The 21282-nt window shown below is 59.7% G+C and carries 17 protein-coding genes and 3 tRNA genes; 14 read left to right on the forward strand and 6 right to left on the reverse strand.

Features of this window, described 5'->3' with window-relative positions; translation table 11 throughout:
* Positions 1-78: 78 nt before the first annotated feature.
* From ACN082_RS01335 to ACN082_RS01350, 4 genes are read right to left on the reverse strand one after another with little or no spacing between them, the layout of a single operon-like run.
* Positions 79-2586: a bifunctional glycosyltransferase/CDP-glycerol:glycerophosphate glycerophosphotransferase gene (locus ACN082_RS01335; protein ID WP_419099054.1), complete on the reverse strand. Its 2508-nt coding sequence runs from the start codon at positions 2584-2586 to the stop codon at positions 79-81.
* Positions 2583-4061, reverse strand: coding sequence for a hypothetical protein (locus ACN082_RS01340; RefSeq protein WP_419099055.1), 1479 nt, complete (start codon positions 4059-4061; stop codon positions 2583-2585). The genes ACN082_RS01335 and ACN082_RS01340 overlap by 4 nt, the downstream gene beginning before the upstream one ends.
* Complete coding sequence (locus tag ACN082_RS01345) at positions 4058-4699, reverse strand: hypothetical protein (RefSeq protein ID WP_419099056.1); 642 nt, start codon at positions 4697-4699, stop codon at positions 4058-4060. Before ACN082_RS01345 ends, ACN082_RS01340 begins: the two co-directional genes overlap by 4 nt.
* Before the next feature lie 36 nt (positions 4700-4735).
* Positions 4736-6733 (reverse strand): glycosyltransferase family protein, encoded by a 1998-nt coding sequence (locus ACN082_RS01350; RefSeq protein WP_419099057.1) that lies wholly within the window; start codon positions 6731-6733, stop codon positions 4736-4738.
* A 74-nt stretch (positions 6734-6807) separates the two neighbouring features.
* On the opposite strand from ACN082_RS01350, the gene ACN082_RS01355 reads away from it, so the two are divergent.
* The 9 genes from ACN082_RS01355 (at position 6808) to ACN082_RS01395 (ending at position 14928) form a co-directional block, all read left to right on the forward strand.
* Positions 6808-7557, forward strand: a complete 750-nt coding sequence (locus tag ACN082_RS01355; RefSeq protein WP_419099058.1) for a DUF6270 domain-containing protein — start codon at positions 6808-6810, stop codon at positions 7555-7557.
* Between the two features lie 6 nt (positions 7558-7563).
* On the forward strand, positions 7564-9747 hold the full coding sequence (locus tag ACN082_RS01360; protein ID WP_419099059.1) for a RecQ family ATP-dependent DNA helicase: 2184 nt from the start codon (positions 7564-7566) through the stop codon (positions 9745-9747).
* 38 nt (positions 9748-9785) lie between these two features.
* The gene (gene tadA, locus ACN082_RS01365; RefSeq protein ID WP_419099443.1) at positions 9786-10259 is read left to right on the forward strand and encodes a tRNA adenosine(34) deaminase TadA; all 474 of its coding nucleotides are present in this window, start codon (positions 9786-9788) and stop codon (positions 10257-10259) included.
* 104 nt (positions 10260-10363) lie between these two features.
* Positions 10364-11023 carry a TetR/AcrR family transcriptional regulator gene (locus tag ACN082_RS01370; protein ID WP_419099060.1) on the forward strand — a complete coding sequence of 220 codons (660 nt, stop codon included), beginning with the start codon at positions 10364-10366 and terminating at the stop codon, positions 11021-11023.
* An 81-nt stretch (positions 11024-11104) separates the two neighbouring features.
* A tRNA-Ser gene (locus ACN082_RS01375) sits at positions 11105-11195 on the forward strand.
* 461 nt (positions 11196-11656) lie between these two features.
* Positions 11657-12295, forward strand: a complete 639-nt coding sequence (gene upp / locus ACN082_RS01380) for a uracil phosphoribosyltransferase (protein WP_419099061.1) — start codon at positions 11657-11659, stop codon at positions 12293-12295.
* 408 nt (positions 12296-12703) lie between these two features.
* On the forward strand, positions 12704-13474 hold the full coding sequence (locus ACN082_RS01385; protein WP_419099062.1) for a winged helix-turn-helix domain-containing protein: 771 nt from the start codon (positions 12704-12706) through the stop codon (positions 13472-13474).
* A gap of 134 nt (positions 13475-13608) precedes the next feature.
* On the forward strand, positions 13609-14391 hold the full coding sequence (locus tag ACN082_RS01390) for an alpha/beta fold hydrolase (protein ID WP_419099063.1): 783 nt from the start codon (positions 13609-13611) through the stop codon (positions 14389-14391).
* A gap of 9 nt (positions 14392-14400) precedes the next feature.
* Positions 14401-14928 carry a SixA phosphatase family protein gene (locus ACN082_RS01395; protein WP_419099064.1) on the forward strand — a complete coding sequence of 176 codons (528 nt, stop codon included), beginning with the start codon at positions 14401-14403 and terminating at the stop codon, positions 14926-14928.
* A gap of 77 nt (positions 14929-15005) precedes the next feature.
* On the opposite strand, the gene ACN082_RS01400 is transcribed toward ACN082_RS01395, so the two are convergent.
* Positions 15006-15094 (reverse strand) — tRNA-Ser (locus tag ACN082_RS01400).
* Positions 15095-15383: 289 nt separating this feature from the next.
* Positions 15384-15471 (reverse strand) — tRNA-Ser (locus tag ACN082_RS01405).
* 165 nt (positions 15472-15636) lie between these two features.
* Here ACN082_RS01405 and ACN082_RS01410 point away from each other — a divergent pair.
* The 5 genes from ACN082_RS01410 (at position 15637) to ACN082_RS01430 (ending at position 21235) form a co-directional block, all read left to right on the forward strand.
* Positions 15637-16647: an NAD(P)H-quinone oxidoreductase gene (locus ACN082_RS01410; protein ID WP_419099065.1), complete on the forward strand. Its 1011-nt coding sequence runs from the start codon at positions 15637-15639 to the stop codon at positions 16645-16647.
* A 143-nt stretch (positions 16648-16790) separates the two neighbouring features.
* Positions 16791-19061 (forward strand): carbon starvation CstA family protein, encoded by a 2271-nt coding sequence (locus tag ACN082_RS01415; protein ID WP_419099066.1) that lies wholly within the window; start codon positions 16791-16793, stop codon positions 19059-19061.
* A gap of 7 nt (positions 19062-19068) precedes the next feature.
* The gene (locus tag ACN082_RS01420; protein WP_419099067.1) at positions 19069-19260 is read left to right on the forward strand and encodes a YbdD/YjiX family protein; all 192 of its coding nucleotides are present in this window, start codon (positions 19069-19071) and stop codon (positions 19258-19260) included.
* Positions 19261-19388: 128 nt separating this feature from the next.
* Positions 19389-19874 (forward strand): dehydrogenase, encoded by a 486-nt coding sequence (locus tag ACN082_RS01425; RefSeq protein WP_419099068.1) that lies wholly within the window; start codon positions 19389-19391, stop codon positions 19872-19874.
* A gap of 170 nt (positions 19875-20044) precedes the next feature.
* A complete protein-coding gene (locus ACN082_RS01430; RefSeq protein WP_419099069.1) occupies positions 20045-21235 on the forward strand; it encodes an acyltransferase family protein in 1191 nt (396 codons plus the stop codon).
* The last annotated feature ends 47 nt before the right edge of the window (positions 21236-21282 follow it).

Raw genomic sequence — 21282 nt, forward strand, 5'->3', positions numbered from 1 at the left:
TGCGGGCTGAGGTAGGGCATGGCGATGAAGTAGCTGAGGTGGGACCTCTACCAGCTTGAGCTGTGGGGCAGCTAATAGCTAGAGCCATAGTGAGAGGCTGCCTTGAAGGTTACTCAGTAAACTGCCACAGCTGTCTTTGCCAGGTTTGAGGGTCTTAGCTTTCCGGGCAGAACTGCCGGTAAGCAGGAAAGAAACTGCGAGCTCTTGCAGATTTTCAGGTCTGATGAGAGTCACGCCGGGGGTTTCTAACAGATTCCTGGCCCGCTTGAGCTGGGGGTCATCGGGCGCTACCACCAGCGCAACCGGCACACCCACCAGCAGGGCATCATCGGCTACGGACGAATAATCAGTCACCAGGGCACACGAGCGCACCAACGCCTCCTGGAACTGATGGCCAAACACCAGCTCAACACCCAAACCCTCACCCAAGTGAGCCACCCGCTCCTCCATGTTGGGGTGCACAAAGAAGACCGGGCGCACACCCCGCTGGCCCAGCCGCTCACAGGCCTCAACCCAAGGCCCCACCCAGGAGCCTACCCAGGCCCGAACCTCATCATCTGTTGCGGTTACTAGGCTCTGCTGCCAGGTAGGGGCCACCAGCACCCTATCGCGCCGAACCTCACCAGCAGCTAACTCGTACAGGCGGTCGTGGCGGGGTAACCCCAGCTGCCAGACCTCCTGGCGGGTCAGCGTGTAGCAGGACCCATCACCCACAATGGCCTGGGTTTCGCTGTCCAAGGTAGTGAGCATAAGGTCAATCCGGCGGGGGTTGAGCCAACGCCAGTGATCGCGCCGCAAAATACCGTGCTGAAGAAAAACAAGCCGCTGATCAGGCCCTAAAGCAGCCAAAATAGGGGCTAACCCGGGCGCACTAATATCGCTGACCAGCAGGTTACTGGCTCGCCTGCCAAGCTCTTGAGCCTGGGCACTAGCCACCTCTACCAGGGTGAACCCCTCCTGCTCCAACCTGGCCCAGTCGGGGCTCTGCCTGCAAAGCAAGAAAACGTGCTCCACCTGGGGTGCGTGGGCGCTGGCGTAGCGGTAAAAAGCCTCCGCATTATCACCGGCCCGGTGCTCCCTATCCGCGTACACCCAGACCTGCCGCACCTGCGCGGGCTGAACCTGGCCCGGTGCGGCAGACCCTTGACCTGAACGGCTCGTGAGCGCCCGCTTGAGCCGCCACAGGCCCTTCTTAGCCTGCATGAGCAAGGGCGGCCTCTCTGCCATCTCGGTAGAAGGCGGGGGAGTGGGCTGGGCAAGCTGACGGAGCAGAAGCGGTGTACCAGCGTAGGGGCTAACTTTTAGGTCAAACCCAGCGACCCGCATGCTAGGGGCCTGCTCAAACCAGAGAATACGTTCCCGCACGAACTCCACACCAAAGAGAGTGTGGCTCACCCACTTAGCGGTCACAGGCTCTACCGGCTGGCCCTGCACCATAAAGACTTCTGCGGGTACGTCCTGGCCTGCCGGGAGCGCATCGCCCCGGTAGAAATAGGTGAACTTCTGTACCGGGCGCCAGGACCGCTTAGCATAAGAGAACACCTGGCGGCTGGTCAGCGGTGCATAGGGCAGAGCATCCACCTGGGCAGAACGAGCCAGCAAGAGCTGCCTGCGGTCTAAGCCCAGGGGCAGAACCGCAAAGCCTTCCAGCAGGCTAGTGTCAATCTTCCCCAAGATCTGCTCTATGTAACCGGCGCAGGTTCTGCGGACCTGCCCAGGTAGTTCAAGGGCGGGCGAGAACACCTGACGGTCAATCTGTAGGTAGTGGGCCAGCTCGTAGAGGAGCTGGTTCTGCAACCACAGTGGCAGGGGCCTAGAGCTCTGTGACCAGGGCAGGTAAAAGCGCTCGAAGGGCAGGGTGTACTTGAGCGGAGCAGACCAGGCAGCGCTGGTCAGGGACCGCTGGTGACCCACCCGGTAAAGATAGCGCGCACCCGCGCACACACCCACACCTCTTGCCCGGCAGGCCAGCAGGAGCCGAACGATAAAGTCAGAGTCCTCAGACCAGTTAACCCCCTCATCAAACCGCAGACCCGTAGTTGCAAGCACCTGCCGGTTGAAAACAGCCGCCGCCACCGAAGTACCAATCATGTGTGGCTCATCGGTCAGGCTCACCCACCGGCTACCCTGCATAAACCGGTAGCGCAGGGGGTGAACCTCCTGGGGCTCAGCATCGTGTTCCTGCTGGTCCAAGCGCATAATCCTGGTGTGAATCAGTGGGCTGGACGAAAAATCCTGGTCGGCGTGCTGGGCTATCAGCTCACCGAGGGCTTCAAAGTAACCTGGGGACACGGTGTCGTCCGCATCCAAGAAGGCCACCCAGTCCGTTGACTCAGCTACCGCCGCCCCCAGCCCCACATTGCGGGCGGCCCCAGCGCTACAGGCAAAAACATTCCCCTGCCCCGTCCTGAGCACCCGCACCTTGGTGTTGGTGGCAGCTAGCTCCCGCGTAGCTTCTAGAGCTTCTGCATTATCGGCCACCACAAAAATACGCTCCACCAGCGGCGAGCGCAGGCTCTCCAGAGCCTGGGCCAGGTAGGGGCCAGAACCGGCTACCGGAATAATGACCGAGAACCTAGCACTCACGCGCCCTCCACCCCGCAGATTGAGTTAGCCCACTCCTGGGCGACCTCCTGAAAGTCAAACCGGGTGGCGTAGGACTGCGCGGCGGCACTTTGGGCAGCCCACAGGGGCCGGGAGGTATGTTCTACGATGTAGTCCGCTATAGCCTCAGCTGAGGGGAAGACCCAGCGATCCGAGAAAATATCGGTCACCCCCGTGCGTTCTAGGAAAAGGGGGACTGCGCCCGAAGCCATGCCTTCGGCAGCGGCCAGGTGGAAGGTCTCACGGTCACTGAGCGAAAGGATCCACCCGATTTTGCTGAACCAGGATTCCACGTTAGCGCCTTGGGTTTCAAAGACAAGGTGCTCCCGTAACTGGGGGGAACTACCGATGCGCTGGTAGAGCTGGCGGTAAGCATCCACTTCTGCCAGGTTCTTGTTCCACAGCCAGGAGAAGCGCCAGGGAGCGCGCCCGCGCAGGTGGAGCATGTAACGCTCATCGTGGGCGAGTAGATTCTCCAGGACCTCCACCGCTAGGTCAGGGCGTTTGAGGAAGGGCGTGAAACCGAGCATACCCAGGTGGTAGGGCGCGTCCTGCCGCTTGGGGCGGCTGAAGGCATCAAACTCGATTGAGTTACCGATGACCTTGATTTTGTGCCGGTCCCAGCGGTGTAGGGAGAGCACCTGCTGCCGGTAGAACTCCGAGACCAGAATGAGCTGGTCTACCCGGCTGAAATTGAGGTCGGTAATCCAGGCGGCTTGAGCCTCAAAACCGTGCAGGCGAATGAGCAGGCGTTTACCGGCGGGCAGGTTGTGGGAGTACCAGATGGCGTTACGGCCAGCCCATTCGCAGAGCACCACATCGGCCCAGTCCATGAGTTCTTGGTGGTTGTGATCGGTAGGGGCAGCGTCTTCGAGTGCCCACTCTTCAAGCCTGACCTCCACCTTATTGGCTTTTTCGAGCATACGAACAATGCCGGGGGTGAACCGGAAGTCGTGGCTACTGATGAGGACCTTGAGCGGTGGGAAACTCAGGTCTTGGAGCTTGAGCATACGGAGCACCGGTTCAAGGTGTGCCAGAGTGCCCACCGAGCCGTCGGCCCCGGGCACTGAGTACTCAATGAGGGAGCGGGAGGCTGTGTCATTGACCAGTGTGTAGTCAGCCAGCCGAATGATGGTTTCTATATTTTGGCTGGTGCTGTCGTAGAGCGATTCGGTGTGGCTGGGAATATCGGGCAGAACCGCGACCAGGGGTAGCTGCCGGTTCCACTGCTGGGCCACCGCGAAAGCGGCGCTGTAACCGACCACAAACACCAGCTGGGCCTGGGTCTTGCCTGCCTGGGCCTGGACTTCATCGGTGATGGTAGCCAGCGGCTGCTCTTGGGCAAGGACGTGTGCCTCAAACCCTAGAGAATGCAGGGTTACTTGGAGCCTGAGCGCGGCCTGGTCAAGGCCAGAGAGATTCTTACCTCGGCCCCGGTAGATGAGAGCGGTGGTCATGGGCGGGCCTTCCTGTGCTCCTGCTGGGTGTAGGCCAAGAGCTGTTGGAGGAAGGGTGAGAGGGCGTAGTCGGCGCCCTGGAGGTCAGTTAGTTGGGCTGTCACCGCCTTGCGGAGCCGTTGGTGGGCGCTCAACAGCCTAAAGGAGGCCGGTGGGCCAGCGGGCACCCTTGCATTATCAATCAGCACGGGGGTGGTGTAGGAGCGCCTGGCCTGGGAAACCAGGGCCAGGAGCTCGTCGAAGAGGTGTTCGCCGCCTGCCTCTAGGGTTCCCGCCCAGCTCCCCTGAGTCAGGGCGCGGGTTTCTACCAGAAAGTAGCTGGCCTTGAGGGTGGGCGCTACCGCGTAGGCCCAGCCGGGGTTGAGCGCTACCAGGTCCTGCTTGCACTCCTGCGCGAGCGCGGGGGAAACTACCCCGTAGGCTTGTGCCTGTTTCCAGTGCGGGGGCAGGGCAGAGAAATCTTTGCCAAAGAGCATGCCCGCCAGAATCTGGGAGCCTGCCGCTACACGGTCCTCATCGACCTGGCTAATGACCCGGCCCAGAGCTACCTCGTCGGAGCCGGTGCTGATAGCGCCCCTGGTGTCGTCTTCGTTCAGGGAGCGCTGGGTGAACCGAAAGAAGCTAGAGAGACCAGCCATAGGTACCTTTCAGGGAGGGGACTGAGCCCGGGGGCTTTAGAAGAAGATGTGCTGCTGGCTGAGGCCGTAGTGGTGGAGCCGTGCCTGGGCCAGAACCCGGGAGTCGCTGATATCCCAGGTGTGCTTGGCTCCCTGCCCTGCTGCTCTGCGTACCTGCACAAAGTTGAAGCGGTCAGCGGAGTAAATACGCCCGCCAGCTTGAGCCACAGATTCTAAGAAGGCGGTGTCTTCGCCGGTGGAGACGTCCTCAAAGGGGTGGGCCTGGAAGATGCTGCGGTAACCTAGCAGGGTCGGGCCTGCGACGAAGTCGGTGAAGCGGTGTTCGCGTTCTGCCGCCCGTACCACCGTTGCCTCAAGGCCTTGCAGGTTCATATAGTATGCCTGTTTGCCAACCACATCGGCGCGGGAGAAGCGTAGGGCGTGCAGGGAGTCCTCCAGGTAGTGGGGGCCGTAGAGGTCATCGTCATCCATCTTGGCAAGGACTTGCCCCTGCGCCGCATCAACAAGCTGGTTCAGGCAGTAGCCCAGAGAGCGTTCACTACCTGCGGTCAGCAGGCGTGCCCGCTCAATCCCGGCCTGACGGGCACGGTCCTGGAAGGTGCGAGAATCGAGGGTGAAACCGTGGGTCAGCAGAACCAGTTCAGCTTGTACCGTCTGCTGGCCTACCTGTTCAAGGAGGTGCTCCACCTGTTCAGGGCGGCAGGTAGAGGCAATGACGCTGACACTCGGTTGCCCCAGGGCGAAGGGCCCGGTCAGCTTTCCTTGGCTTGCCAGCGCATTGAGAATGGTCAGTGCCCGGTGGGAATAGGTGTGCTGTGACCAGATGTGTCGCTGGGCCAGGTGAACCTGCCGGTCCCGGTACTCACCGCTTGCTAGTAGGGCGCGGGTTGCCTGATGCGCTTGGTCTTCGGTGCCTGCCACCTGGATCATAGTCTCGTCAAAGTAGCTGGTAATAGCGGCTGAGGGGCTGGTCAGTACGGGTGTTCCGCTTGCTAGAATCTCAAAGATTCTGCGGGCGCACATGCTCGGGGAATCCACCACCGAATTGACGTTCAAGAAGACCTTATAGGCCTTATAGGCCACCAGCATCTGCTGGTAGCTCTGGCTGCCCACGACGTGCTCGGTGAGCGGCTGGGGGAACTGGTAGCGTTCGTCCTGACCTAAAAAGCGGGAGAAAATCTCAAAAGGCTCACCGGCCTGGGCCGCTCCGGTGCGGGCACCCTTGAGCAGGTAGTCCATCTGCTCGCGGCGCTCAGGGTATTTGTGGGCAAAGTAAGAACCTGCAAAGGCCGCACCACGCTCTGCTACCCCGTGGTGGGGGCGCACCGGGTTGTGCACTGCTGGTTGGGCGGCAAAAGCCAGGGGATAGACCCGTTCATGCCCCAGCTCTTGCTGGTAGCGGGTGACCATGTTGCTATCGGAGGTAAAAACAAAGTCAAAAAGCGCGGCAGTAGCGAGGAAGTCCTCAAAATGCGGGGGGTCCTCCTTGTTCCAGAAAACAGAGGGGATGCCTTCTTGCCGGGTGTAGGCCAGAAGCTCTTTGACGGCAGGGCGCGGGGCTGATTCCCCGGTTAGGTGGTACTGCCAGGCGCCGTCGTTACCGGCCCAGGCAGACTCCACCAGCAGAAAATCAGGCTTCTCGCGCTCTAAGACCTCTCGCCAGTTCTCCGGGGTGATAGCTAAAGTGGTGAACTCAAAACCCCAGGCCAGCGCAGAAAAATCATCCAGAATAGTAGCCACTTTTAAGCCCTCAAAAACCGGAGGGTAGCTGGGGTAGTCTAGGGGCAGGAAGTCAAGACGGTAGCCAGCAGGGGTTTTTCGGTCCTTGCTGACCTGGGGGACCGCGCCGACGGCTTCCTCGCTGGCTAGGCCTAAACCTTTGCCCCCGCTGCGGGAGCGGGAACTAAAGGCCGCACCGCCAAAGTGGTTTGCCATGACCTGACGCCGCCTGAACTTACGGACCTGCCTCAGGCCTCCTCGGCGAAAGTGCCAGAGCGCGCGACGTAGTTCAGAGGGGGACAAAAGCTGGGGCACCGCTACTCCTTGACTCAAATAGGCAGATACAATAAACCTACCGCACCGTCAGCGGCGAATACATAAGGGAGAGCATGACAGTAGGAAATCAGGTACAGAGGGTCTTTATCTACGGCTCTTGTGTTGCCCGCGATACCGCTGAGTATTTGCCTGAAAACTATCGGGTAGTCGGCTACACCGCCCGGCACTCCTTGCTTTCGTGGGCTACCGATGCCAGCTATAAGCTCCCTGCAGACCTGGAGCTGAGCAATAAATTTCAAGATAAGATGCTTCGCGCCGACTGGGCCGGTCAATCCTTGGATTCCCTGCTAGAGACCGCAGACCAGTATGACCTGATCCTGTGGGATATCTTCGATGAACGTCACGGGGTCCACTGGTTTAGCACCGGTGAGGTTGTGACCCGCTCTATCGACTTGGTTGCCTCCAAGCCGGCTATGGGCCTGATTGAGGACGGCACCCACGTTGCCTTAGGCGCTGAAGAGCATTTCCAGAGCTGGTGCGAGAAAGCAGACGAGTTTATTGATGCACTGACCGAACACGGTGCCCTTGCTAAGGTGCGCCTTCTGCGCCTGCCCTGGGCCGAACAGACCAGTGCCCATGAGCCTACCCCCGTCAGCATGGGAATTAGCGCCCAAGAAGCCAACCAGCTCACGGTGCCCTACTACGACTATGTGGCGCAGCGGGGCCTACCTATCATTGATGTTCCCGCAGACCTTGTGGTAGCTGACCCCGGCCACCAGTGGGGTCTGGCCCCTTTCCACTATGTGCCTGAGGTCTACCACTACCTGCGGGATGCGATCGTCAACCCCGCCCCGGAAAGCTAGGCTCTCATGACCTCCACCGCCAGTAGTGCACCCCTTAAAGAGCAGGCCCAGGACCTGCTCGCCCAGCTCACCGGCGCCCCTGAGGCCCGGTTCCACCCCGGCCAGTTTGAGGCTATCGAAGCGCTGGTAGAGCACCGCCGCCGCGCCCTGGTGATCCAGCGCACCGGCTGGGGTAAATCTGCGGTCTACTTCATCTCGGCCCTGCTCCTGCGCCGCCAGGGCAGCGGCCCCGCCCTGATTGTCTCCCCGCTACTGGCCCTGATGCGCGACCAGGTGCAGGCCGCCGCCCGCGCCGGTGTACGAGCCGCTATGGTCAACTCATCGAACGTGACCGAATGGGCGGCAATCCGCGCTGACCTGGCCGCCGGTGAACTAGACGTTTTGCTGGTGGGCCCCGAACGCCTGAACAACCCGGACTTCCGCCAGAACTGGCTCCCTGAGCTGGTGCGCGCCTGTGGCCTGTTGGTGATTGACGAAGCCCACTGTATCTCTGACTGGGGCCACGACTTTAGGCCCGACTACCGCCGAATCCGTGACCTTATCGCCAACCTGCCAGCGGGTGTGCCTGTTCTGGCCACTACCGCCACCGCTAATGAGCGTGTAGTTGAGGATGTTGCGGAGCAACTAGCTATCCAGCAGGGTGGTCAAGCCGGCCCTGACTCGGTCTTTATTCTGCGCGGCCCACTTTCCCGTGACTCTCTGCGGCTGGGCGTTCTGCATCTGCCCACCGCCACCGATAGGCTGGGCTGGCTAGCAACCCACCTGGGGAGCCTACCCGGCTCTGGGATCATCTACACGCTCACGGTGGCCGCTGCCGAAGACACCGCCGCTGCCCTGCGCGCAGCAGGCTACCCGGTACTGCCCTACAGCGGGAAAACCGATGCGGACGAGCGGGCAGAAGCCGAAGAAGCCCTCAAAGAGAACCGGGTCAAAGCCCTGGTTGCTACCAGCGCCCTGGGCATGGGTTTCGATAAGCCGGATCTGGGGTTTGTGATTCACCTGGGCGCGCCCTCCAGCGCGGTTGCCTACTACCAGCAGGTCGGGCGCGCTGGTCGCGGTGCTATCAAGGCCGACGTACTACTTATGCCCGGTAGAGAAGACCGGGAAATCTGGGAGTACTTCGCAACTGCCAGTATGCCCACCCCCGAGAACACCGGTGCTGTTCTTGCCGCTCTTCGCCAAGCAAGCTCCGCGGGGCAGGAACTGACCGTCCCGGCGCTGGAAACTCGCGTGGATGTCAAACGTTCGTCCCTGGATCTGCTCCTGAAGGTCCTCGCGGTTGAGGGCGCTGTTGAGCGGGCCGAGAGGGGCTGGGTAGCCACGGGCGCTCCCTGGCACTACGATGCTCCCCGCTATGAACGTGTGCTCCAGGCGCGCCTGCGTGAACAGCAGGCCATGCTGGACTACCAGCGCACCAGCACCTGCCGTATGGTCTTCCTAGCCCAAGAGCTTGATGACACCACCGCCCAACCCTGCGGTATCTGCGATGTGTGCGCTGGCCCCTGGTACCCCAGCGGCCTTGACCCTGCACTGACCGCGCAAGCAGGGATTACCCTCAACCGTACTGGTGTTGAAATTGAGCCGCGCGCCATGTGGCCTAGCGGTTTGGGCTCTCTGGTGTCTGAGGCAACCGTGGACCATGGTAAGCCTCTTGGGGGCAGAATCGCCCTGCAGGAGCGGGCCCAAGCAGGCCGGGCCCTTGCCAGGCTCACTGACCTGGGCTGGGGCAATCGCCTGCGAGAAATCTTTGCCCCCGGCCCCGACGGCAGCCCTCTGGACGGGCCGGTACCCGCAGATCTAGGCCGTGCCAGCCTTCAAGTTCTTGCAGACTGGGACTGGGAACAGCGGCCTGTAGCTGTGGTGGGCTTGCCCTCCCCGGTGCGCCCTGCCCTGGCGTCCTCGCTAGCTCGTGGGCTAGCGGCTGCCGGTAAGCTCACTGACCTGGGCGATATGGAATGGGTCAAAGAGCCAGAGCACTTCGGCGGCAACAGCGTCTTTAGATGCGCCGGTGTGCTGGGTGCTTACCGGCTTCCCGACCGGGTGCAAGAGTACCTTGCCAGTAGCCCCGGTCCGGTCCTGCTGGTGACTGACCGTATTGACTCCCGCTGGTCTAGTACGGTTGTTGCCCGTATGCTCCGCAAGGCTGGTGCCACCGCCGTGCTACCTTATGCCCTTGCTATTACCCATTAGAACCCCTTTTCATATGAGAGCCGGTGACCGTGCCCACTATCTTTAGCGACCGCCCCCGCAACCGCGACCACGAAGCCCTCATGCGCCTGGCCCTTGATCAGGCTCGTTGTGCCCTGGTCAGCGATGACGTCCCTATCGGGGCAATTCTTGTGGATGCCTCGGGGCAGGTGATCGGCCGGGGCTATAACCGGCGTGAAGCTGATGCTGACCCTACCGCCCATGCTGAGGTCCTAGCCATTCGAGAGGCGGCTGAGCACCTGGGGAGTTGGAGGCTTGAGGGGTGCACCCTGGTGGTGACCTTGGAACCCTGCCTTATGTGTGCTGGCGCGATTTTGCTGGCACGTATCCCTACCGTGGTGATGGGTGCCTGGGAAGAAAAAACCGGTGCGGCTGGGAGCGTCTACGATGTTCTGCGTGATCGGAAAGTCAACCACTGGGTAGAGCTCTACCCCGGTGTGCTTGAAACAGAGTGCGCTAGCTTGCTGACCACTTTCTTCCGCCAACAGAGGTAGTTAAGGTTACGCTATTCATGTGCTCGCAAGACCCTGTTTCTTGCCCACTATCCTGTATATTTGCAAAAGGTAACTGATTTTTTCAAATAAAAGAGGGGGCGGGTGTGAACAGCACTCAAGCGAACGCCATTGTTTATGCACACCAGGCACCTGTTGTCCAAGCCAGCACCCGCCGCCCGGGGCGGACCAACAAAACCCAGCTTAAGCTCTTTCAAGCTGCCATGGATATCATGAGCCAGGGCGGGCCTACGGCGACTACCGTTGAAGACATCGCTGAACGGGCCGGTGTTTCTAAAGGTACGGTCTACTACAACTTTGGGTCTAAGAAGACCATGATCGATCAACTTCTGCAGTACGGCGCTAAGCTGCTGCTGGCGGAAATGACAATGGCGAGCGATAGGGGGCTAGACCCCAAGGTCTCTCTCCGTCAGGCTCTTGAGGCGGCTATTGTCTACCTGCGGGAGCACCCCGGCTTTGCGCGCCTGTGGGTCTCGGAACTGTGGCGAGCTGGCTCTGAATGGTCGCCGACTACCGATCTGATCCGTGCCGATATTATGCGGTTTGTTCGTGAATTGATTACTAGGCTTTCGACCCGCTACAGGGTGAATAAGGAGCGTTCCGTTGAGGGGCTTTCGCTGATTATATTCGGTGCTGTTTTCATGCTTTCGATGGACGAAACCCGCCACGGTGCCCAGCGTAGTGCCAGCGAAGCCGCCGATTTGGCTATGCTCACCGTCGACGGTTACATCCTGGGCCCTGCCTAGGCCACGAACCGGTCTTGGCCTGTGCTGGCACTGGCTCTAAGTTGAGGCGCTGGGGCATCTAGGGTAAACTTTCCAGAGTTTGGTGACGTGTCCGAGCGGCCGAAGGTGCAACACTCGAAATGTTGTGTACGGTAACCCCGTACCGAGGGTTCAAATCCCTCCGTCACCGCCACAAAGAAAAACCCGTTTAGGCTAGTAGAAGCTAGGTTAGGCGGGTTTTTTCTATACCTTAAAATGTCTCTGTGATACTCGTTTGCCCAACAACTTGGCATCAAAGCAGGTGACAAGCAGGCCCAAAGAAGCCTGCCCGGAGGCCAACAAGGGGGGGCAGCTTAGAAGCCTGCGAGCGCCCCATAATCAGGCAAGTTTCCGTTCAAACTCAGCGAACAATTAAAACTTTCAAAGGCCCTAGCACCCTACACAGTCCGAGCGACAGATGAAAGAGGTCAAGGGAAAAGATCCCAGGGAGGTGGGGGTGTCTGGTGCCATGGTAGTCATGCTGGTATGCCTTCTAGCAGGCTAGGGGTTGGCAGTCTCCTTGCCAGATGTGCTTAGGCCTAGCCTTCAGGGTGAGGTGTGGCTAGAGGCTGATGGTGCCCTCCCCCAGGGCCTAGGAGCTGATAGGTTTTAACTATGCGTATTAAAGTTCTGGATCACCCCCTGGTCGATCACAAAATTACCGTCCTGCGAGACAAAAACACCCCCTCACCTATCTTCCGGCAGCTGGTTGACGAGCTGGTAACCCTGCTCGCCTACGAAGCCACCCGCGAGATCCGCACCGAACCCATTGAGGTTGAAACTCCCGTGGCTAAAACCGTCGGGTCGCACATCTCAACCCCGCGCCCGCTGATCGTCCCCATTCTGCGAGCGGGCCTGGGCATGCTCGAAGGTATGACCCGTCTTATCCCCACCGCCGAGGTTGGCTTCTTGGGCATGGCTCGCAATGAAGAAACCCTGGATATTGTCACCTACGCTGAGCGTCTGCCCGAAGACCTCACTGGCCGCCAGGTCTACCTGCTTGACCCCATGCTCGCTACCGGCGGCACCCTGATTGAGGCCATCAAGTTCTTGCGCGCTCGCGGGGCTGAGCGTATTACCTGCGTGTGCGTGCTGGGTGCCCCCGAAGGTATAGCCGCTCTGGAACGCGGTGTTGAGGGTATGGCCGATATTGACCTTTTCCTGGCCGCTCAGGATGAACGCCTCAACGAAAAGGCTTATATTGTTCCTGGTTTGGGTGATGCCGGTGACCGTCTCTACGGGGTAGCCGACTAGGGCGCGATAGTAAGCACAGTTGGCCTAAGGGCCAAGGTGCCGCCCCTAGTTCTCACATATTAATCAGGCAGGTTGGCTTGGTTCTGCAAAGAACCGCTGACCTGCCTGAGCTGTCCCCACCCCTGAGCGCTGGATTCTGTGACTAGCGGCTTATGGGATAGAGAGGCCTTTCCGCATCGATCTTATTGAGAACTCAGGGTATAAATTGGTGCTTGCAGGTCCCTGAACAAGGCCCTTTCCCTGTGAATACGGGTAGATTAGTTAAAAATTTATCTGAATGTTCCTTGCTTTAATTACAAATTCGGACAACGATTAAAGCTAGACAGCGACAACTCCCTCACGCACGGGATGTGCAGTCTAGCTGAGCCACACACTAGAATGCTCGATACACAGGGAGAAGGTAGGCAAATGTCAGGCGCACCGGGATATGTTCACATATCGCAACGCAATCGTTCTGCCGCACAGCGCCAGCAGGGCGCACCGAATCAAGGCCGAGCAATCAGGCAGCAGCCAGCTAATCTTCGCCCCATGACCTACAAGCCAGAACCCCAGCGAGCAGTAGCTCAAGAAAATGAGGCCCGTGGCTTCGTGATCTACGTTGGCCTAAGTGAGGAAGCCGCTGCAGCGCAGGGCACCTCACTGGTCCGCATCGTTCAGGACACCCGCGTCTACGTGCAGAACCAGGTCCCCGGCGCTGAATCTTATGCCGCCGTTGCCCTAGCCCCCTCCGATGCGCAGGGGAGCGACCTCGAAGTGGTTCGCAATGCTCTAGGCGACCCCACCGCGGTGCACTACCAGCCCGAAGCTGGCCAGCACACTAGCCACCACACGGCCGATGACTCAAAGCCCACCCACTCCGTCGGTGTACTCATTGACCTTTCCCGCCGTGAAGTTTACCTGGACGGTGAGATGCTCAACCTGACCTACAAGGAATTTGAGCTCCTCAACTACCTGGTAGAAAACGGCCAGCGCACCGTCGCCCGCGAAGAACTGCTGACCAGCCTGTGGCGAGATGCCGAGGAAGTCCCCAACGAGCGCACTATCGACGTTCATATCCGCCGTCTGCGTTCCAAGCTGGGTCGTCTCTCCAACACCGTACGCACCGTACGTGGCCAGGGCTACCGCTTCTACGAGCACCCCGAGGTCGTTGTCTGGGCCGCACCCGAGTACTCCATCTAAACGGATTTGCCAGCTGAGCCCAGCTCAGCCCAGAACCCTTTATAAGGGTAAGGCCACCCTTGCACCGAGCGGGGGTGGCCTTACCGTTTGTGGTGGTGCCGGGTGTGCCGCCCGATGGGGTTAAAGTAGAGGGTATGACTGCTTCTGTTCTTGCGACCACCGTCATCGGTTCAGGCCCCCTCAAAACCGTCTTTCTGCACGGCCTTTTGGGGCGGGGAAAGAACTTCACCGCTATCGCCAAAAACCTGGGCGAGGGTGTACAAACCCTGCTCCTTGATTTACCCAACCACGGCTCAAGCTACTGGACCGATAGCTTTGACTACCGGCAGATGGCTGACCTGGCCGCCCAAGCTGTAGCCGAGTATGCCGCCGGTGAGCCGGTGGTCGTCATGGGGCACTCCATGGGCGGAAAAATTGCTATGCTCCTTGCCCTGAGACACCCGCACCTGGTCAGCAAGCTGGTCGTTATTGATATCGCCCCCGGTGAGTCCAAGGGTAGCTTCGAGGTGCTCATGGACAGTATGCTGGCTCTACCCATCGACACCTACACCACCAGGGGACAGGCCGATACTGACCTGGCCCGCACCGTTCCTGCAGCAGGAGTGAGAGCCTTCCTGCTCCAAAACCTAAAAATGTCCAAGAGCGGCAACAGCTGGGAGCCCAACCTGGTCATGCTCCGTGAGCACCTAGCGCAGATTATGGGTTGGCCGGGAACAGAACAGCAGTACAAGGGCCCGGTGCTCTGGATCGCCGGTGGCAATTCCCCCTACATCACCCCAGCAGACTTTGAGCCTATGCGCCGGCTCTTCCCCCTGGTACGGCGCTCTGTGATTAGGGGAGCGGGCCACTGGGTTCATTCGGAGAAGCCCCAGGAGACTATCTACTTACTCAGAGGCTTCTTGGGCAACCGCGACTAGGATAGGTGTATGACCGATTTTGCTCTGCCCCGCCACGATGCCCGCACCCTCATCATCATGCGCCACGCCGAGGCTGATTGGGGGCTGGATGATTTCAACCGCCCCCTGACCCGGCGTGGCCACTCCCAAGCCCCTCGGGCCGGTGCCTGGCTGGTAGAGCAGGGCCTAATCCCCGAGATGATGGTCAGCTCAGCCGCCCTGCGTACCCGGCAGACCACCACCTGGGTTTCCGAAGCGCTGGGGGAGAAGGCGCCCACTGCTAGCCTGGATGAGCGCCTCTATAACGCGCCTGCCTCCCAGCTACTGACCACTATTAACCGCACCCCCGAGGCCGTGCATTCGCTGATGCTAATTGCCCACCTACCCGGTGTGCAGGACGCAATCCTGCAACTGGCCCGGCCCGACTCCGACTACGAGGCCCTCATGGATGCCTCCTACGGATTTGCCCCGGCCACTTTGGCTGTATTCCAGGTCCAAGGGGACTGGGGGCAGCTGGTGGACGGTGAAGCTCAGCTGATCCACTGCGTTAGCTTCTAAACCAGAGGCCCCGTGACTAGGGGGGGAGAGCAAACACGAAAAAGCCCGCCTACTCATCGAGTAGGCGGGCTTTAGAGCGGAGACGGGGGGATTTGAACCCCCGGTCGAGTTTAACCCCGACCCTTCATTAGCAGTGAAGTCCATTCGGCCGCTCTGGCACGTCTCCTAACGCTGCTCAGCTTAACCCGTCAACCTGGCTCAGCACCACAGCTTAGACCAGTCTAGCGACAAAAAGAAGCTTGGTCAAAACGTAAGCTTTAGTAGCCGGTAGATGAGTTAGCGGTCATTGCTAGGAGGACTAAGCCAACCAGGGCTATAAACCCCAGTACCTTGTAGATAAGAGCAACCCCAGCCGGTGACCTTGCCAATAGTGGCAGCGCTGCCCAGGGATTCTGCCTCACCATTTGTTAAAGATAAAGCCCATCTCACGTAAGATACGTAAGATGGGCTAGGTGCGGATGGTAAGGGATTTGAACCCTTGAGGCGGGGTTGCCGCCTACTGGTTTTCAAGACCAGCTCCTTCGGCCGCTCGGACAACCATCCAAATGCGCTCAAAGCACTCATCCCATGTTACACAGGCTGGAGCATAAAGCAAAATACTAGTTTCTGTGCCCTTGCTCTCGCTAGGGTAGTAAGGTCAGGCAATACCCACCGCACGATTTAGCTGAACCGCCTGCCTAGGGACAGGAAGAAAAAAAGGGGGAGAGCATGCAAGCCATTGTTGAATCTGAGCACGGAAGCCCCGAAGTTCTGTGCGTCAGCCAGGTGCCGGTTCCTGAGCCAGGGCCGGGCCAGGTCCTCCTCAAAGTCGCTGCAGCGGGCATTAACCAGGCCGATCTTGCCCAACGTCGCGGCTTCTACCCGCCACCGCCAGGGGCAAGCTCCATCTACGGACTAGAGGTATCTGGTGTCATCGAAGCGGTCGGACCCGGAGTGGATACGACCCTCGTCGGGGAACCAAGAGTTGCCCTGCTTGCAGGAGGTGGCTACGCCCAATACGTCGCGGTGGACCTAGCACACACTCTGCCCCTACCTGCCGGGGTCAGCTTAGGCGATGCCGCCGGCCTGATAGAGGTAGCCGCAACGGTCTACTCCAACCTGGTGCTCACCCTCGGGGTAGGCACCAGCCCCCAAACCAATCAAGGGGCCAGTCTGCTCATTCACGGGGGTACCGGTGGAATCGGCACCCACGCCATTGAACTAGCCCAGGCGCTGGGCCTCACGGTTTTCGCAACCGCTGGCACCGACGAAAAGTGCGACTATGTTCAGAGCCTCGGTGCCCACCCCATTAACTACCGCACCGAGAACTTCCGCCAGATCGTGCGGCAGGCAACCGAAGAACGCGGGGCCAACTACATTCTCGATGTGGTGGGCGGTAGCTACCTCGAAGAAAACATCAAAACCCTGGCCCTGGACGGTTCCCTCGCGGTGATTGGACTTCAGGGCGGCGCTAAAGGTGAACTGAACCTGGGCTACATGCTACCGCGGCGGCTGAGCCTGCATGCCACCTCCCTGCGCTCACGAAGTGCCGACGATAAGGCGCGCATTGTGGACGGTGTGCACAGACTTGTCTGGCCCCTAATCGAGAGCGGCGCCATCAGCCTTCATACCGACTCTGTTTTCCCCTTGGAGCAGGCCGCCCAAGCCCATGCCCGTCTCGAATCCGGGGCTCACCGGGGTAAAATTCTCCTGGTCCCTGACGCATCAGCGCATGACTAAAGAGGGGTTACAGGTAGGTGCGCTCTAAACCAAATGTCACATGAGCGAAGCAATGTGACCTATCACCCAAAGCCCGGTATAGTGTGAGCACGCACACCGCATTAAAACTGGCGGAACACGCACGATCACACTGGAGTGAGCCCATGACACAACAGAGTTCTTCAACTGTGGAGCAGGAACGCCCGCAAGCCTACATAGACCCCGAGGTACTAGAGCAAGAACACCGCACCTGGACCCCCAAAACCATCGCTATCTGGGCACTGATTACTCTGCTTGGCGCAGTCAGTTGGTCCATGATCGCTATCTTCCGTGGCGAAACCGTGAACGCTATCTGGTTCGTCTTCGCCGCCGTCTGTAGCTACCTGATCGCCTACCGTTTCTACGCCCGGTTCATTGAAGCCAAACTGGCTCAGCCCGATGACCGCCGGGCAACCCCCGCAGAGTACGATGCTGACGGTAAGGACTACGCCGCCACCGACCGCCGCGTACTCTACGGGCACCACTTCGCCGCAATTGCCGGCGCAGGCCCCCTGGTTGGCCCCGTCCTAGCCGCCCAGATGGGCTTCCTGCCCGGAACCATCTGGATTATCGTCGGCGTTATCTTGGCCGGTGCAGTCCAGGACTACCTGGTTCTCTTCTTCTCAGTGCGCCGCGGTGGACGCTCCCTAGGCCAGATGGCCAAGGAAGAGCTTGGCACCATTGGTGGTTACGCCGCGATTCTGGCAACCCTGGCCATCATGATCATCATTACCGCCATCTTGGCGCTGGTGGTTGTCAACGCCTTGGGTGAATCCCCCTGGGGCGTATTCTCCGTGGGCATGACCATCCCTATCGCCCTCTTCATGGGTGTCTACCTGCGCTACATTCGCCCCGGCAAGGTCGGTGAGATCTCAATTATCGGCTTCGTCCTGCTCATGGCCGCTATTATCAGCGGCGGCTGGGTCAGCCACACCGAATGGGGCGCCCAATACCTGCACCTTGACCGGGTCACCCTGGCCTGGTGTGTCATCATCTACGGCTTCATCGCCGCTGTTCTGCCCGTCTGGCTCCTGCTGGCACCCCGCGACTACCTCTCCACCTTCATGAAGGTCGGCACCATCGTGCTCTTGGCCGTGGGTATCATCGTGGTCCGCCCCGAAATTACCGTACCCGCCGTCAGCGAGTTCGCCTCCCGATCAGACGGCCCGGTGTGGTCAGGCTCCCTCTTCCCCTTCCTCTTTGTCACCATTGCCTGCGGTGCGCTCTCCGGTTTCCACGCGCTCATCGCTTCGGGTACCACCCCCAAGATGGTTGAAAAAGAACGCCAGACCCGCTTTATCGGTTACGGCGGCATGCTCATGGAGTCCTTTGTCGCTATCATGGCCCTGGTTGCAGCTGTCACCATTGACCGTGGTATCTACTTCGCCATGAATTCCTCAGCAGGTGCCACAGGCGGCACTGTAGAATCGGCAGCTCTCTTTGTGAACTCACTGGGTCTGACCGGTGTGCAGGTTACACCCGAGCTACTACAGGGTACAGCTGATGCGGTGGGCGAGCATTCCATCGTCTCCCGCACGGGTGGCGCACCTACCCTGGCCGTGGGCATGGCATTCATTCTGGGCAAGATGCTCCCCTGGTTCGAACTGACTAGCTTCTGGTACCACTTCGCCATCATGTTTGAGGCTCTCTTCATTCTGACCGCTGTGGATGCCGGTACCCGTGTTGCCCGCTTCATGCTGTCTGATACCCTGGGGAACTTCTTCCCCAAGTTCCGCGACCACAACTGGCGGGCAGGTGCCTGGATTACCACCGCTCTTATGGTGGCAGGTTGGGGATCCATCTTGATTCTGGGTGTAACCGACCCCTTGGGTGGCATTAACACCTTCTACCCGCTCTTCGGTATCGCCAACCAGCTCCTGGCTGCCTGTGCCCTAGCTGTCTGCCTAGCGATAGCCGCTAACAAGGGCCGCTTCAAGTACCTCTGGATTATCGCCCTGCCTCTGGCCTTCGACCTGTTGGTTACCGTGGTCGGCTCTTACCAGAAGATCTTCTCCACCAACCCCGCAGTGGGCTACTGGGCTAATCACAACCGCTTCAAGGAGGCCCTAGCCGCCGGTGAAACCTCCCTCGGCGCGGCAAAGAACGTGGAAGCAATGGAAGCCGTTGTGCGCAACACTTTCGTGCAGGGCACACTCTCCATTCTCTTCGTGGTGCTGACCCTGATCGTGGTGATTGCCGCCGTCCTGGAGGTATTCAAGGCCAAAAACGGTCACGCCCAGAAGAGCCACGAGAACCCCTATGTCCAGTCCACCATCTACGCACCGGCTGGCCTCTTCGCCACCCCGGCCGAGCGTGAACTGGAAAAGGAATGGAAGGCCTTCTACGAGAAGTACCCCGACCAGATCAGCGGCTCAGCAAGCCACAGCGGCCACTAGGAGAGCCATGCAGAAGATACGGTATTTTCTCTCACGGGCTCGCTGGTTTGCCGGGGGAGTGATGGGCGCTGACAAGTACCAAAAGTACCTGGCCCACCACAGAGCAACCGGTTGCCACCAGGAGCCCATGACCGAACGCCAGTTCTGGCGGGAATACACCGACGGGTTGGACCGTAACCCCGGTGCCCGCTGCTGCTAACAAGTAGCCCAGAGGCCGTTACCCCACCAAAAGTTGGGGTAGCGGCCTCCCTGCATAGGCTGGTGACCAGCAGGCGAAAAAATTAGGGTAACCTAAGAAAGTAGGAACCGGTAAGAAAGGGCCAAGCAATGGGCATCAAAGACTTCTTGCAAAGCCGTCGTGACGACGCTGAGCTTGGGCAAGGCCTCTGGCGCAGAACCCACGACCGGTTCGTCCGAGGGCTTGACCGCTTTCACCAGATCCTCGAGCGCGTCCCAGTAGGCCCCACACTCGAAGAAATCGTGCCGCTTGCCAACGAGCTAGCTGACCTGCTCCCCAGGGTTCGAACCGTTGCCGCCGAAGCGCACCGGCTAGCTCCCAGCGACTCCCAGGACATCCCCGCCTCACCCACCGGCGTATATTCCGATCTGCACCGCGCGCTCTCCCGAGCAGGCAACGCACTGGCCCTTACCGCTGAGGCCCTAGCCATGACCCGTTGCGCCGGTGACTGCCTGAACGGATGCACCCGAACTGAGAGCATCGCCCGCCGAATAGACACCGTCAAACAGCACATTAGCGACGCAGAAACCTACCTAGAGCAGGCGCGCTGTGAAGCGCAACAAACAGCCTCTTAGCTTCTGACAGGGGAGAACTTTTTTACACTCCGGGATTTGTCGCCAAGACCGCGTAAATATCCCCTAAACCGTACCTATTAAGAAGACCAAAGTACAGGTAAAGTTAGCGCGCGTGCAATTACGCTTAAAGAAGGCACAATCACACACGCTTTTAGGGGAGAAGTAAGCCTATGAACCGCTACGCCCACATAGACGCCATGCGCGCCTTTGCGGTGCTACTCGTGGTCTTTTCACACGCAGGGCTAAAATTTGTGCCGGGCGGCTCCGGGGTAACCATCTTCTTTGCCATTTCAGGCTTCATCATCACCTACCTGCTTCTTCGAGAACGCGACAAAACCGGCAAATTCGATGTATCGGGCTTCTACATCCGCCGCTTCCTCAAAATTGCCCCTCCCCTTATCCTCGTCATAGTCCTGCCCACCATCGTCTACTGGGCGCTCGGCGGAACCCTTGACCCCCTTGACGTGCTGGGCCAGGTTTTCTTCTTCTTCAACCTGCGCTACCTGGACTCACACATCACCGTGCTACCCGGTAGCCACGTGATGTGGTCGCTCTCCATCGAGGAGCAGTTCTACCTGGTTTTTGCCATCCTCTGGCTATTCATGGTGCGCTGGCGCAACTACCGGAAGGCCCTGACGCTGCTGGGCCTATCCCTTATCTTGTACTCGGCCCTGTCACGGTGGGCACTGTTCGACGCCGGTGCCAGCAGCGACCGCATCTACTTCGGCACCGATACCCGCCTTGAAGCAATCGCTATCGGCATGCTCACCGCCCTCTGGTACCACCGATACAGCGACGATGAAATGGTCCGAGGACGCCACCTAGCAGGCAAGCACTACATGCCTTCCGGGGGCCTGACACGAGACGGGTACACTATCCCGCTCCTGGGCCGTAACTGGGTCTTCTTCACCGCCATAGGGGTCTACCTGATGACCCTGGTCATCCGCGATACAACCTTCCGCGAAACCGTGCGCTACTCGCTCCAGGCCTGGTCAGCTTCCACCATTATGCTCTGGGGGCTGGTAGCTTCCCGCCAGCCCCTGGGCGCGGCTATCCACCGCTTCTTAGCCTGGCGGCCCCTGCAACTCATTGGCCTGTCGAGCTACAGTATCTACCTGGTACACGATGTGCTGTTCAAAGCAATCGAAGGCCACCTGCAGGACCTGCCCCTTCTGGCCCAGGTTGCTCTTCTGGTTCCCCCCGGCCTTCTCGCGGGTGTACTGATTTACCTCATGGTTGAGGTCCCCGTCCAGCGCTTTAAAGACCGCCGCTTTGGGGCCAGCTGGAAGCAAGACCAGAAGCCAGCACCCGCTCCAGCTGACACCCCTATTGTCATTCCCTGGAACAAGCAGAAGTCTTAGGCTTCTGCCCGAGAAGGTATCCACCCCGGCCTGCTTTGTGCCCGCCA

The sequence above is a fragment of the Rothia sp. CCM 9417 genome, from assembly GCF_048513575.1.
In the GTDB taxonomy this organism is placed as follows: domain Bacteria; phylum Actinomycetota; class Actinomycetes; order Actinomycetales; family Micrococcaceae; genus Rothia.